This window comes from Burkholderia sp. Bp8984 (assembly GCF_003853755.1).
Taxonomy (GTDB): domain Bacteria; phylum Pseudomonadota; class Gammaproteobacteria; order Burkholderiales; family Burkholderiaceae; genus Burkholderia.
This window is the reverse complement of sequence record NZ_QTQN01000068.1, coordinates 1-13,202: the sequence shown is the minus strand read 5'-3', so window position 1 is coordinate 13,202 and position 13,202 is coordinate 1. Positions and strand designations below refer to the sequence as shown.

At 69.7% G+C, this 13,202-nt stretch carries 9 protein-coding genes and 1 pseudogene; 6 read left to right on the top strand and 4 right to left on the bottom strand.

What is annotated here, in order from left to right; all coding sequences use genetic code 11:
• A pseudogene (locus tag DID98_RS35075) lies at nucleotides 1-868 on the bottom strand (DNA translocase FtsK); the annotation flags it as partial.
• Nucleotides 869-1,048: 180 nt separating this feature from the next.
• Nucleotides 1,049-1,594: an META domain-containing protein gene (locus tag DID98_RS35070; RefSeq protein WP_124487195.1), complete on the bottom strand. Its 546-nt coding sequence runs from the start codon at nucleotides 1,592-1,594 to the stop codon at nucleotides 1,049-1,051.
• Nucleotides 1,595-1,831: 237 nt separating this feature from the next.
• Here DID98_RS35070 and purT point away from each other — a divergent pair, with 237 nt between their 5' ends.
• The 4 genes from purT to DID98_RS35045 all read left to right on the top strand — a co-directional run bounded on the left by purT (nucleotide 1,832) and on the right by DID98_RS35045 (nucleotide 5,708).
• The gene (gene purT / locus DID98_RS35065; RefSeq protein ID WP_124572222.1) at nucleotides 1,832-3,046 is read left to right on the top strand and encodes a formate-dependent phosphoribosylglycinamide formyltransferase; all 1,215 of its coding nucleotides are present in this window, start codon (nucleotides 1,832-1,834) and stop codon (nucleotides 3,044-3,046) included.
• Nucleotides 3,047-3,064: 18 nt separating this feature from the next.
• A complete protein-coding gene (locus tag DID98_RS35060) occupies nucleotides 3,065-3,259 on the top strand; it encodes a DUF6726 family protein (protein WP_044844727.1) in 195 nt (64 codons plus the stop codon).
• Nucleotides 3,260-3,341: 82 nt separating this feature from the next.
• A complete protein-coding gene (locus tag DID98_RS35055; protein ID WP_124487197.1) occupies nucleotides 3,342-3,725 on the top strand; it encodes an MliC family protein in 384 nt (127 codons plus the stop codon).
• Between the two features lie 432 nt (nucleotides 3,726-4,157).
• Nucleotides 4,158-5,708: a DEAD/DEAH box helicase gene (locus DID98_RS35045; protein WP_124572221.1), complete on the top strand. Its 1,551-nt coding sequence runs from the start codon at nucleotides 4,158-4,160 to the stop codon at nucleotides 5,706-5,708.
• 282 nt (nucleotides 5,709-5,990) lie between these two features.
• Here the strand turns inward: DID98_RS35045 and gluQRS are convergent, their stop codons facing one another.
• Entirely contained in the window at nucleotides 5,991-6,884 is an 894-nt protein-coding gene (gene gluQRS, locus DID98_RS35040) for a tRNA glutamyl-Q(34) synthetase GluQRS (protein WP_124572220.1), read from the bottom strand.
• 22 nt (nucleotides 6,885-6,906) lie between these two features.
• The gene (locus DID98_RS35035; RefSeq protein ID WP_044844723.1) at nucleotides 6,907-7,761 is read right to left on the bottom strand and encodes a sulfurtransferase; all 855 of its coding nucleotides are present in this window, start codon (nucleotides 7,759-7,761) and stop codon (nucleotides 6,907-6,909) included.
• A 222-nt stretch (nucleotides 7,762-7,983) separates the two neighbouring features.
• Between DID98_RS35035 and dnaE the strand changes: the two genes are divergently transcribed.
• Both dnaE and DID98_RS35025 read left to right on the top strand, forming a co-directional pair.
• Nucleotides 7,984-11,514 carry a DNA polymerase III subunit alpha gene (dnaE, locus tag DID98_RS35030; protein WP_044844722.1) on the top strand — a complete coding sequence of 1,177 codons (3,531 nt, stop codon included), beginning with the start codon at nucleotides 7,984-7,986 and terminating at the stop codon, nucleotides 11,512-11,514.
• A gap of 323 nt (nucleotides 11,515-11,837) precedes the next feature.
• Nucleotides 11,838-12,941 (top strand): glycosyltransferase family 9 protein, encoded by a 1,104-nt coding sequence (locus tag DID98_RS35025; protein ID WP_124572219.1) that lies wholly within the window; start codon nucleotides 11,838-11,840, stop codon nucleotides 12,939-12,941.
• The last annotated feature ends 261 nt before the right edge of the window (nucleotides 12,942-13,202 follow it).

Sequence of the window (13,202 nt, the reverse complement as noted above, 5' to 3'; positions counted from 1 at the left end):
GCGGCGTCGCGGCGGCCGGGCGCGGCGTGACCGCGGTGCGCGGCGCGGCCGGTTGCTTCAGCGCGGCTGCGGCCGGTCGCGCGGCGGTCGGTTGCGGCCGAACGGGCTCGAACCCGGCCGGCAGCGGGGCCGGACTCGGGCGCGGCACCTGGCTGTTCGCGGCGGCGCGCGCGAGGCTGGCGGTGCTGCCGGTCGTCGGGGGCGGCATGGCGCTCGTCGCGCCCGGTGCGGGCGGCGGCGGCATGCGATTGGCCGACGTCGGCTTCAGCCAGCCCGTCGGCGCGACCGGCTCGGCGAGCGGACGCGGCGCGGGCTTGCTGCGCGGCTTCGGCCGCGCCTGCGGATCGGGCTTCCACAACGTCGGGCGCGAATACCGGCCGTTCTGCCGCGGCGCCATCGAGTTGACGGTATGGGCGGTGGTCGGCTGCACGATGTCGTCGTCGCGATGCAGCGCGCTGCGCGGCAGGTCGGCGACGCCGCGCACGTCGTCGTCGTCGACGTCGCGCGCGAGCTTGACGCCGAACGACGTGTCGACCCACGCGGCGAACTGCCGCCAGCCGATGCCGGTCAGCCACGGCAGGCCCGCGAAGAACAGCACGACCATCGCGACCGGCGTGCCGATCGGGCCGAGCACATGCGCGAAGCCGTTCGAGAACGCGTGGCCGAGCGCATTCGAGTCGGGGCCCGACAGCGGGCTCGTCAGCGCGCAGCTCGCGACGAACACGGCCGCGAAGCCGAGCCACAGGCGAATCGAGCCGCGGCCGGCGAGTCCGCCGCCGTCGGGCAGCATCGCCTGAACGAGACGCCAGATGAGAAGGAGGAACCAGACGGCGGAGATGCCGAACCAGCCGAAGACAACCGTGTGCATGCTTTGATGAAACAGGAAGAGGGCGGGGAGCGCGGTGCGCGACCCGCCGAGTTTAACCGGCCGACGAACAGGACTCTAAGGCAGTTTGAAGGCGTCGAAGCGCTTCCAGGCCGCGGGACGCATGCGTCCGGGATCCGCGCGCGGCGAAGGCGGCCGATCAGCCTTCGCCCGCGCGCTGCATCAGGGGCTCCGGCGCGTGAAGGTCAGCGTCGCGCCGGCTTCGGTCACGATCTGCAACTGCTGCGGCTCGCGCATCTGCACGCCGGTCTTCCCGATGTGCGCGAGCGCATCGAGGTACGCGTGCTCGAGCTGGCCGCCGAGCGTGTTCGTGCATGCCATGCGCGTGCCGGCGAGCGGCCCGAAGCTCAGCAGGCCGTTCTTCAGCGCATAGGTTCCCGTATAGCGGTTGCAGCCCGAAAAGCCGCTGGCGCGCCGGACGCCCGCTTCGGTGGACAGCGCGAGCTTGATCGGCTCGCCGTTGTCGCCGTGCGGAATCGTGCGCGGCGTGCCGTCGGCGTTCACCCAGCTCGTGAGCTCCCAGCTCGTGTCGTCGAGCAGCTGGACGGCGGCGGGGTTGTACGGGTCGGGTGCGGGGGCGGCGGAATCGGGGTGGGTCGGCATCGCGCAGGCGGCGAGAAGCGTGGCAAGCGTCAACGCGCAGAGCGGCGCGCGCAGCGGGCGAAGCAGGCCGGTGCGTGCGCGTGCGGCGGCGGACAGGTGGGACATGAGCCTCGTTCCTCATCGGATTCTGATCAAGGCGTAAGAGTAACGCACCCGCCCCGCGCGAGGCGAGCCGACACTTCGCGCGTGAAAACGTTCGCAATCCGCCCGCGAGCCTCGCGCTGCGGGCGGCGATGCGACGAAACCGGCCGGACCGGCGCGGGTGCGCGTGAGGTGTGCGTCGGGTGTGCGTGTTAACATCGAAGCCGTTTTCGTCCTCCAACAGAACCAGCGGGAAATCACATGCAGATCGGTCAGCGGCTCGGTACGCCGCTCTCACCCTCGGCCACGCGCGTCATGCTGCTCGGCGCGGGCGAACTCGGCAAGGAAGTCATCATCGCGTTGCAGCGGCTCGGCGTCGAAGTCGTCGCGGTCGACCGCTATCCGGACGCACCGGGCCACCAGGTCGCGCATCGCGCGCACGTGATCGACATGACCGACGCCGCCGCGCTGCGCGCGGTCGTCGAGGCCGAGCGTCCGCACCTGATCGTGCCGGAGATCGAGGCGATCGCAACCGATGCGCTCGCGGCGATCGAGGCGGCCGGCCTGGCCGAGGTGATCCCGACCGCACGCGCGACGCAGCTCACGATGAACCGCGAAGGCATCCGCCGTCTCGCGGCCGAGGAACTCGGGATGGCAACTTCGCCGTACGCGTTCGCCGATTCGTTCGACGCGTTCAGCGCGGCCGTCGCGAAGATCGGCATGCCGTGCGTCGTGAAGCCGGTGATGTCGTCGTCGGGCAAGGGACAGTCGGTCGTGCGGACCGAGGCCGACGTGAAGCCCGCCTGGGACTACGCGATGGCGGGCGGCCGCGTGAACCACGGCCGCGTGATCGTCGAGGGCTTCGTCGATTTCGACTACGAGATCACGCAGCTGACCGTGCGCGCGATCGACCCCGCGACGCTCGAGACGCGCACCTACTTCTGCGAGCCGGTCGGGCACGTGCAGATGGCGGGCGACTACGTCGAATCGTGGCAGCCGCAGCCGATGAGCGCCGTCGCGCTGGAAAAGTCGCGCGAGATCGCGCACAAGGTGACCGAGGCGCTCGGCGGGCGCGGGCTGTTCGGCGTCGAGCTGTTCGTGCGCGGCGACGAAGTCTGGTTCTCCGAGGTGAGCCCGCGGCCGCACGACACCGGCCTCGTCACGCTCGCGTCGCAGCGCCAGTCGGAGTTCGAACTGCACGCGCGCGCGATTCTCGGGCTGCCGGTCGATCCGGCGCTCGGCTCGCCGGCCGCGTCCGCGGTGATCTACGGCGGGTTCGACGAGCGCGGTATCGCGTTCGAGGGCGTGCGCGACGCGCTGGCCGTGCCGGGCGCCGACCTGCGCCTGTTCGGCAAACCGGAAAGCTTCGCGAAGCGGCGCATGGGCGTCGCGCTCGCGACCGGCGCGACCGTCGACGAAGCCCGCGAACGCGCGAAGCGCGCCGCGGCGGCCGTGCGGCCCGTGTCGGCACGCTGACCGGACCAGGAGAGTGCGATGGCGTCGACATGGCAGCGGATCGGACGGCTCGGCAAGCTGGGCGCCGCGCTGGCGCTGGTCGCGAGTCTCGCGGGGTGCGGCCTCGCGGCCGCGCCGTGCCGGGTCGCATCGGCCGGGCTGAAGATCGTGCCGCTCGTCGGCCACGTCGCGGCCGCGCCGACCGACGCGTGCGCCGACGTCATCGATCCCTGACGGGCGAACCCTCGATCCCTAACCAACGACAATCGCGCGTCCCGCGAGGGCGCGCTTCCACCCGTCTCGTGAGAGGAACTGCATGATTCGCCACACCCTTGCCGCGCTCGCGCTGGCCGGCACCGCCGTTTCCGTCGCGCAGGCCGCGCAACTGACCGTCGAGGAGATCGACGCCGATGCGCGCGTGCAGACCCTCTATCAGTGCGCGAACCAGAAGCAGCCCGTACGCGTGTCGTACTGGCGCGCGGGCAACGGCCAGAGCTTCGCGCTGGTGCCGGTCAACGGGCAGCAGCTGCTGTTCGTCGATACCGTTTCGGCGTCGGGCGCGCGTTACCAGGCCGGACGCTATACCTGGTGGACGAAGGGCAAGGAAGGGACGCTGCGCGACGAGATCGCCGACCAGAACGCGGCACCGCTGCTGGGCGACTGCGTGCAGGTCGAGAAGAAGAAAAAGAAGAAGGGTTGAACGCGGCGCGCGATCGGCTACGCCGCGCGGGCGTGCCGGTTGCCGCGATCGATGCGGGCAGCCGGGTTCGACCGCGGACCGGAAGGTGGCGCCGGCGGCGCCCGGGCTCGCCGGCCGCCGGCTGATTCCTCGCGGCAGATGCCCGAGATTCGACCCCGTATTTCCACCATCAGCCGATCGAGATAGGCCGATCGCACGACGCATCCGCCCCGCGCCGGCCTGTCGGCGCACGCCGGGAGCCGCCGCCGGGGCCGTTCGCGGCGTTGTCACGGACAGATTGCTGCGCAGTGCTACAATACGGCCCTTTCCGCCGGCATTCGCGCCGAACGGAGTCCGCACGGCCTGTGGCGCCCGATGTTCGAATTGAACCGGTCCCGAGCGCCAGAGCGGCGCCGCGCGGCGCGCCGCGGCTCCGTCTACTTCCGAAATGTGATGAGCGCAGGCCCGGCCGGCCTGACGCACGAAGTCCCCGCCGCGCCTTTTGAGCGAAACGCCACCATGTCCGATTCTGTCGCCAAGCCAGTCGACGCAACCTTCGATCAATTCGGCCTTGCCGCCGATATCCTGAAAGCCATTGCGGAGCAGGGCTATACGACGCCGACGCCGATCCAGGCGCAGGCCATTCCGGTCGTGCTCGCCGGCCGCGACGTCATGGGCGCCGCGCAAACGGGCACCGGCAAGACCGCGAGTTTCTCGCTGCCGATCCTCCAGCGCCTGCTGCCGCAGGCCAACACGAGCGCATCACCCGCGCGCCACCCGGTGCGCGCGCTGATCCTCACGCCGACCCGCGAACTCGCCGATCAGGTCGCCGCGAACGTGCATGCATACGGCAAGCACACGCCGTTGCGCAGCGCGGTCGTGTTCGGCGGCGTCGACATGAACCCGCAGATGGCCGAGTTGCGCCGCGGCGTCGAGATCCTGATCGCGACGCCGGGCCGCCTGCTCGACCACGTGCAGCAAAAGACAGCGAACCTCGGGCAGGTGCAGATGCTCGTGCTCGACGAGGCCGACCGGATGCTCGACATGGGCTTCCTGCCGGACCTGCAGCGCATCCTGAACCTGCTGCCGAAGGAACGCCAGACGCTGCTGTTCTCGGCCACCTTCTCGCCGGAAATCAAGAAGCTCGCGTCGACCTACCTGCGCAACCCGCAGACGATCGAGGTCGCGCGCAGCAACTCGACCAACGCGAACGTCACGCAGATCGTCTACGACGTCGCCGAAGGCGACAAGCAGGCCGCCGTCGTGCAGCTGCTGCGCGATCGCGGGCTCAAGCAGGTGATCGTGTTCTGCAACAGCAAGATCGGCGCGAGCCGGCTGGCCCGCAACCTCGAGCGCGACGGCGTGGTCGCGTCGGCGATCCACGGCGACAAGACGCAGATCGAGCGGATGCAGGCCCTCGACGCGTTCAAGCGCGGCGAGATCGAGGCGCTGGTCGCGACCGACGTGGCCGCGCGCGGCCTCGACATCGCCGAACTGCCGGCCGTGATCAACTTCGACCTGCCGTTCAACGCGGAAGACTACGTGCACCGGATCGGCCGCACGGGCCGCGCGGGTGCGACGGGCGATGCGCTGTCGCTGTGCAGCCCGAACGAGCGCAAGCAGCTCGCCGATATCGAAAAACTGATCAAGCGTCCGCTCGAGGTGCAGACGCTCGCGCTCGACAAGCCGGCGCGCCATCGTCACGACGATCGTGGCGGCGAGCGCGGGGGCGACCGTAGTGAGCGCGGTGATCGCGGCAGCCGTCGCGATCGCGACGAGCATCGCGGCGCGTCGGGGCGTCGTTCGGGCGGGTCCGAGCGCGGCCATCACCGTCGTCACGAGGCGCCGGTCGACGACTTCTTCCTGAAGCCGTACGAACCGTCGGCGCCGGCGAAGCAGCCGGAAGAGACGAAGTCCGCGCAGCAGCCCGAGAAGAAGGGGCCGAAGCGTCAGGTCGCCGCGCTGCTGGGCGGCTTCGGGATGCCGCGCAAGCCGTCGGCGTAAGCAGGCGGTTCAGGCGGTCGGTGCGGCGCGCGAGCGCTGCCGCGGAAACGGGTGCATGCGATGAGCATGTGCCCGTTTTTCATTGGGCGAGACGATTCGTGAAGGAGCGGGCGGGATGGGCGGCGACTTGCCGCGTGGGGCGGGGGCAGCCTGCGGGACTACTCCGATGCCGTGTCGCCGGCGGGCGTTCCGTTCAGGCTGCCATCACGCTTGCATGCGACCGGACTCACCGCTGCCGGACGCAGGAACACGGTCGACACGAACGGGTGTCCCGCGAGCGCCTCAACCGGCGCCTGGCCCGAAGCGACGCGCCCACGCATCGGTCGCGGCCGCGTAGAACGCATCGAGCGTATCGATCGACGGATCGCCGTCGGCCCACAGGCCGAGATGCGCGGCGGCGGCGCGCAGCGCCGGCAGCGGATCGTCGCGCTCGAGCGCGATCGCGCCCGTCTGCTTGCTGAGCTTTTCGCCGTTCGCGTCGACGACGACGGGCACGTGCAGGTACGCCGGCGTCGGCACGCCGAGACAGCGCTGCAGGTAGATCTGGCGCGCGGTCGAGTCGAGCAGGTCGGCGCCGCGCACGACGTGCGTGATGCCCGCGTCGGCATCGTCGACCACGACCGCGAGCTGATACGCCCATTGGCCGTCGGCGCGCTTCAGCACGAAATCGCCGACCTCGGTCGCGAGGTTCTGCGCTTGCGTGTGCTGCCAGCGGTCGTCGAACGTGACGAGCGCCGCGTCGCCGTCCGGCACGCGCAGCCGCCACGCGCGGGCGGGCTTGCCGTGCAGGCCGGTGCGGCAGGTGCCCGGGTAGGCGAGCGTCGTGTGGCGCTCGTGCGCGGCGCGCAGCGAATCGGCGATTTCCTTGCGCGTGCAGCCGCACGGATAGACGAGCCCCGCGGCGACGAGCCGTTCGAGCGCGGCCGCATAGTTGGCCTCGCGCGTGCTTTGCCGCACGGGCGGCTCGTCGGGCGTCATGCCGAAATGCGCGAGCGTCGCGAGGATGTCGTCGGCGGCGCCGGGCACCGTGCGTGGGCCGTCGATGTCCTCGATGCGCACGAGCCATGCGCCACCGTGCGCGCGCGCGTCGAGCCGGCTCGCGAGCGCGCCGACCAGCGAGCCGAAATGCAGCGGGCCGGTGGGCGACGGCGCGAAGCGGCCGCGGTAGCCGTTCATCGGGACGCGGTGCGACGCGCGCTTACGCGGCGCTGGCTGCTTGCGCGCAGGCCGGGCACGACTTGCCGGGCACGTAGCTCGGCGCTTGCTGGGCTTCCGGCGTGACGACCGCGCGGCACGCGAAGCACGTGACGTTCTCGGTCGGCTGCAGTTGCGGGTTCAGCGCGGTGCGGTAGTCGAACACGAAGCAGTCGCCGTGATAGTGCGCGCCGCCGACTTCCTCGAAATACTTCAGGATCCCGCCCTCGAGCTGGTACACGTTCTCGATGCCGATTTCCTTCATGTGGATCGCCGCCTTCTCGCAGCGGATGCCGCCGGTGCAGAACGACACGACCGTCTTGCCCTCGAGATCGGCGCGGTTCGCGTCGATCACTTCCGGGAACTCGCTGAACTTGTCGATCCGGTAGTCGAGCGCGTCGTCGAACGTGCCGACGTCCACTTCGAACGCGTTGCGCGTGTCGAGCATCACGACCGGGCGGCCGGCGTCGTCGTGGCCGCGGTCGAGCCACGCCTTCAGCGTGTGCGCGTCGACCGACGGCGCGCGGCCGAGCTCCGGCTTGATCGCGGGCTTCTTCATCGTGATGATCTCGCGCTTCAGGCGCACGAGCATCCGGCGGAACGGCTGCGAGTCGGACAGGCTCTCCTTGAACTGCAGCGTCGCGAACTTGCCTTCGAACAGCGGATCGTGGCGGAGGTAGTCGATGAAAGCGTCGGTCGCGTCGCGCGGGCCGGCGATGAACAGGTTGATGCCTTCCGGCGCGAGCAGGATCGTGCCGCGCAGGCCGAGTTCGTTGCAGCGGGCGGTGACGAGCGGGCGCCATTGCTCGGTCGCGTCGAGCGACACGAAGTGGTAGGCGGCGAGGTTGACGATGGTCATGGTGGTCCGACGGGAAAACGGCCGCGGCCGTGCGGCGGGCGCACGGCGGCCCCGCAAAAAAGGGTGCGAAGCCGGGGCGGTGATTCGAAAACCCGTATTATCCCGCAAACTGCACGTCTGCCGGCACCCGGCCGTTCGGGCGGCGTCGCGCGCATCGGCCGAACGGCCGGGCGCGGGGATTTTTTGGGCAGCCTGCGCGGCGACGCGGCTACAATAACGCCCATGTCAGATCCCCGCTTCGTCCATCTTCGCGTTCACTCCGAATTCTCGATTGCCGACGGCATCGTGCGTCTCGACGACATCGTCAAGGCGGCGGCCGCAGACGGCCAGGGCGCGCTCGCCCTCACCGATCTCGGCAACGCGTTCGGCCTCGTCCGTTTCTACCAGGAAGCCCGCGGCAAGGGCATCAAGCCGATCGCCGGCTGCGACGTCTGGATCACCAATCCGGACGATCGCGACAAACCGTCGCGCCTGCTGCTGCTGGTGAAGGACAAGACCGGCTACCTGAACCTGTGCGAACTGCTGTCGAAGGCGTGGCTCACGAACCAGTACCGCGGCCGCGCGGAGCTCGACGCGAGCTGGCTCGACGGCGAGCTGTCGCAAGGGCTGCTCGCGCTTTCGGGCGCGCAGCAGGGCGATATCGGGCTCGCGTTCGCGGCCGGTAACGAGGAGGCCGCGCGCCGGCACGCCGAGCGCTGGGCGAAAGTGTTCCCGGGCGGCTTCTACATCGAGCTGCAGCGTTACGGCCAGCCGGGCGCCGAGGCGTACATCCAGCAGGCCGCGACGCTCGCCGCGTCGCTGAAGCTGCCGGTCGTCGCGACGCATCCGACGCAGTTCATGACCGACGACGATTTCACCGCGCACGAAGCGCGCGTGTGCATCTCGGAAGGCGACATGCTCGCGAATCCGCGGCGCCAGAAGCGCTTCACGACCGATCAGTACTTCCGCACGCAGGACGAGATGGTCGCGCTGTTCGCCGACCTGCCGTCGGCGGTCGCGAACACGGTCGAGATCGCGAAGCGCTGCAACCTGAAGCTCGAACTCGGCAAGCCGAAGCTGCCGCTGTTCCCGACGCCGGACGGTATGTCGCTCGACGATTACCTCGTCCAGCTGTCGAAGGAGGGGCTCGAGAAGCGCCTCGAACAGCTGTATCCGGATGCGGCGGAGCGCGACGCGCAGCGCGACACGTACTACAAGCGGCTCGAATTCGAGTGCGGGACCATCACGAAGATGGGCTTCCCGGGCTACTTCCTGATCGTGGCCGACTTCATCAACTGGGCGAAGAACAACGGCGTGCCGGTCGGTCCGGGCCGCGGCTCGGGTGCCGGTTCGCTGGTCGCGTACGCGCTCGGCATTACCGATCTGGACCCGCTGCGCTACAACCTGCTGTTCGAGCGATTCCTGAATCCGGAACGCGTGTCGATGCCCGACTTCGACATCGACTTCTGCCAGCACGGCCGCGATCGCGTGATCCAGTACGTGAAGGAAAAATACGGCGCGGATGCCGTGTCGCAGATCGCCACCTTCGGCACGATGGCCGCGAAGGCGGCCGTGCGCGACATCGGCCGCGTGCTCGATCTCGGCTACATGTTCACCGACGGCGTCGCGAAGCTGATCCCGTTCAAGCCGGGCAAGCACGTGACCATCGCCGACGCGATGAAGGAAGAGCCGCAACTGCAGGAGCGCTACGACCACGAGGACGAAGTGCACCAGCTGCTCGACCTCGCGCAGCGCGTCGAGGGCCTGACGCGTAACGTCGGGATGCACGCGGGCGGCGTGCTGATCGCGCCCGGCAAGCTGACCGATTTCTGCCCGCTGTACACGCAGGGCGACGACGGCGGCGTCGTCAGCCAGTACGACAAGGACGACGTCGAAGCCGTCGGCCTCGTGAAGTTCGACTTTCTGGGTCTCACGACGCTGACAATCCTCGACTGGGCCGAGCGCTACATTCGCCGCCTCGATGCGTCGAAGGCCGACTGGTCGCTCGCGCAGGTGCCGCTCGACGATCCGGCGTCGTTCCAGATCCTGAAGAAGGCCAACACGGTCGCCGTGTTCCAGCTGGAAAGCCGCGGGATGCAGGGCATGCTGAAGGATGCGCAGCCCGACCGCTTCGAGGACATCATCGCGCTCGTGTCGTTGTACCGTCCGGGCCCGATGGACCTGATCCCGAGCTTCTGCGCACGGAAGCACGGCCGCGAGAAGGTCGACTATCCGGATCCGCGCGTCGAACCCGTCCTGAAAGAGACCTACGGCATCATGGTCTATCAGGAGCAGGTGATGCAGATGGCGCAGATCATCGGCGGCTACTCGCTCGGCGGCGCCGACCTGTTGCGTCGCGCGATGGGCAAGAAGAAGCCCGAGGAGATGGCCAAGCACCGCGAGATCTTCGCCGAGGGTGCGGCGAAGAACGGCCTGACGCGCGAGAAGTCCGACGAGATCTTCGACTTGATGGAGAAGTTCGCGGGCTACGGCTTCAACAAGTCGCACGCGGCCGCCTATGCGCTGCTCGCGTATTACACCGCGTGGCTGAAGGCGCACCATCCGGCCGAATTCATGGCGGCCAACATGACGCTCGCGATGGACGACACCGACAAGGTGAAGATCCTGTACGACGACTGCGTCGTGAACAACCTCGCCGTGCTGCCGCCGGACATCAACGCGTCGCATTACCGGTTCGAGCCGGTCGCCGAAGCCGACGGCAAGCGCTCGCGCACGATCCGCTACGGTCTCGGCGCGGTGAAGGGCAGCGGCCAGAACGCGATCGAGGAGATCCTGCGCGCCCGCGACGAAAAGCCGTTCACCGACCTGTTCGACTTCTGCGAGCGGATCGACCGGCGCGTCGTCAACCGCCGCACGGTCGAGGCGCTGATCCGCGCCGGCGCGTTCGATTCGCTGAACGCGAACCGCGCGCAGCTGATTGCGTCGGTGCCGCTCGCGATGGAAGCGGCCGACCAGGCCGAAGCGAACGCGATGCAGGCCGGGCTGTTCGACATGGGCGCCGAGTCGCCGCACGCGCATGCGCTCGTCGACGAACCCGCGTGGGACGACAAGCGCCGCCTGCAGGAAGAGAAGGGCGCACTCGGCTTCTACCTGTCCGGCCACCTGTTTGACGCGTATCGCGACGAAGTGCGCCGGTTCGTGCGGCAGAAGGTCGGCGACCTGAAGGAAGGGCGCGACAAGCTCGTCGCGGGCATCATCGCATCGCTGCGCACGCAGATGACCCAGCGCGGCAAGATGCTGATCGCGCTGCTCGACGACGGCTCGGGCCAGTGCGAGATCACGATCTTCAACGAGCAGTTCGAGGCGAACAAGGCGCTGTTCAAGGAAGACGAACTGCTGATCGTGCAGGGGCAGGCGCGCAACGATGCGTTCACCGGCGGCATTCGCTTCACGGCCGACACGGTGATGGATCTCGAACGCGCGCGTAGCCGCTACGCGCAGGCGGTGCGGCTCACGATGAACGGCAATGCGGATGCGGCGGCGCTGCGCCGCGTGCTCGAGCCGCACGTGTCGAAGGACGATTCGGCCGCGCCCGCGGTCGAGGTACCCGCGCCGCGCGGCGGCGGGCGCGACGGCGGGCGTCGCCCGCAGGCGCCGCTGCCGAACGGGCTCGCGGTCCAGGTTCACTACAGCAACGCGCGCGCGCAAGGGGAAATGCGTCTCGGTGACGCGTGGCGCGTGAAGCCGAGCGACACGCTGCTCGCGGAGTTGCGCGCGACGTTCGACGGCAGCATCGTCGAAATCACTTACTGACGGTCCCCGCCGGACGGTCGTTGCCTGCGCGGCCCGTCGCATCGCCATCGTGCGGTGCGGCGGGCCGTTTTCATGTCGGCGGATGCTTGGGGCCGTCATCCGGACGCTATACAATCCGTCGCGCGACGCCGATACGGCGCCGGTTGCGGTCTGTCCGCCGGCCGGCGGCGACATCGCGCGCGCGAATCAGACGGGGACGGTTCCGCGCGGCACGCGATGCGTCGCGGTGCCGCGAGCGACCACGCGACGAAGCCGGCACGGTAAAGAACGCCAGGATGCCGGCTGGTGCGCGACGATAAAAAATCGACAGCATCACAACAACGATGGCCAACGGGAAACCGACGGGGCGGATCCTCGTGATCCGGATTGATTTTCTGGGCGACATGCTGTGCACGACCGCTTTTCTCGGCGCGCTGAAACAGCGCTGGCCGGGCAAGGAGCTGCACGTGGTCGCGAACCGCTACAACGCGGCCGCGCTGGCCGGCAACCCGGACGTGCACACGGTCCATACCTACGTGTACAGCCGTCAGTGCGAGCGCAACGACCGCCCCGGACGGATGCGCGCGTTCTTCGACCGGCTGCGGCTCGTGCGCCGGCTGCGCCGCCTGCGGTTCGACCTCGTGGTCGTGCCGAACGGCGGCATGCATCGCAGCAGCATCCGGTTCGCGCGGCAGCTCGGCGTGAAGGATTGCCGCTGGCACGATGCCGATTCCGAATTCGACGACCGCAAGCCCGACCATGTCGCGTCGCGGCCGATTTGCCATGAAGCGCTGTCGGGATTCCGGCTCGTGCCCGAACTCGGCCGCGCCGATCTCGACGGTCTCGTGCTGTCCGTCCACCCGGACCGTGCGCTGCAGGACACGTGGTATCGGCTGCTCGGGCCTCGCACGAAACCGCGCGTCGGGCTGTTCGTGTCGAACAAGGCGGCCGAGCGGCGCTGGCCGGCCGAGCGATGGCGCGACCTCGGCCGGCGGCTCGCACCGTTCGCCGACGTGATCGTGTTCCGCGATTCCGCCGTGTCGGCCGAGGCCGCCGCCGACCGCGATGCGTGGCGGGACGTCAACGCCCGGCATGTCGCGCCGTCGTCGGTCGTCGAACTGGTGGCCGCCGCGAGCCTGCTCGACGCGATCGTGTCGGCCGACAGCGCCCCCGTGCATCTCGCGTCGGCGCTCGGCGTGCCGGTCGCCGCGCTGTTCGAGGACCGCCCCGAGAAATACCGGCGCTGGCATCCGCTCGGCGTGCCGCACATGATCCTGCGGGCCGGCGCGACGGTCGACGCGATCGGCATCGACGCGCTCGAGCGCGCGGTGCTTCATCTGTTGACGCAGGCCGGACAGCTCGACGACGCGATGGGGGGTGCGATGCCGCTCCCGGCCGCGACGCTCGCGGCACCCGCGGCACCCGCGGTCGGCGCGATCGTTTCGTAGCCCCCGGAAGGCCGGCGGCGCCTGCATTGCCGGCACCGTCATCGGACGCGCAAACGGGGCCAGGCGGCGCGGCGGCGGCAGGCCCCGCCGTGCGTCGTTGCCTGCGGTGTTGCCAACCGCCTGCCACCGGCTGCCGCTCACCGCCCACTGCCCCCTGCCCACCGCCCACTGCCCCCTGCCCACCGCCCACCGCCCACCGCCCACCGCCCACCGCCCACCGCCCACCGCCCACCGCCCACCGCCCACCGCCCACCGCCCACC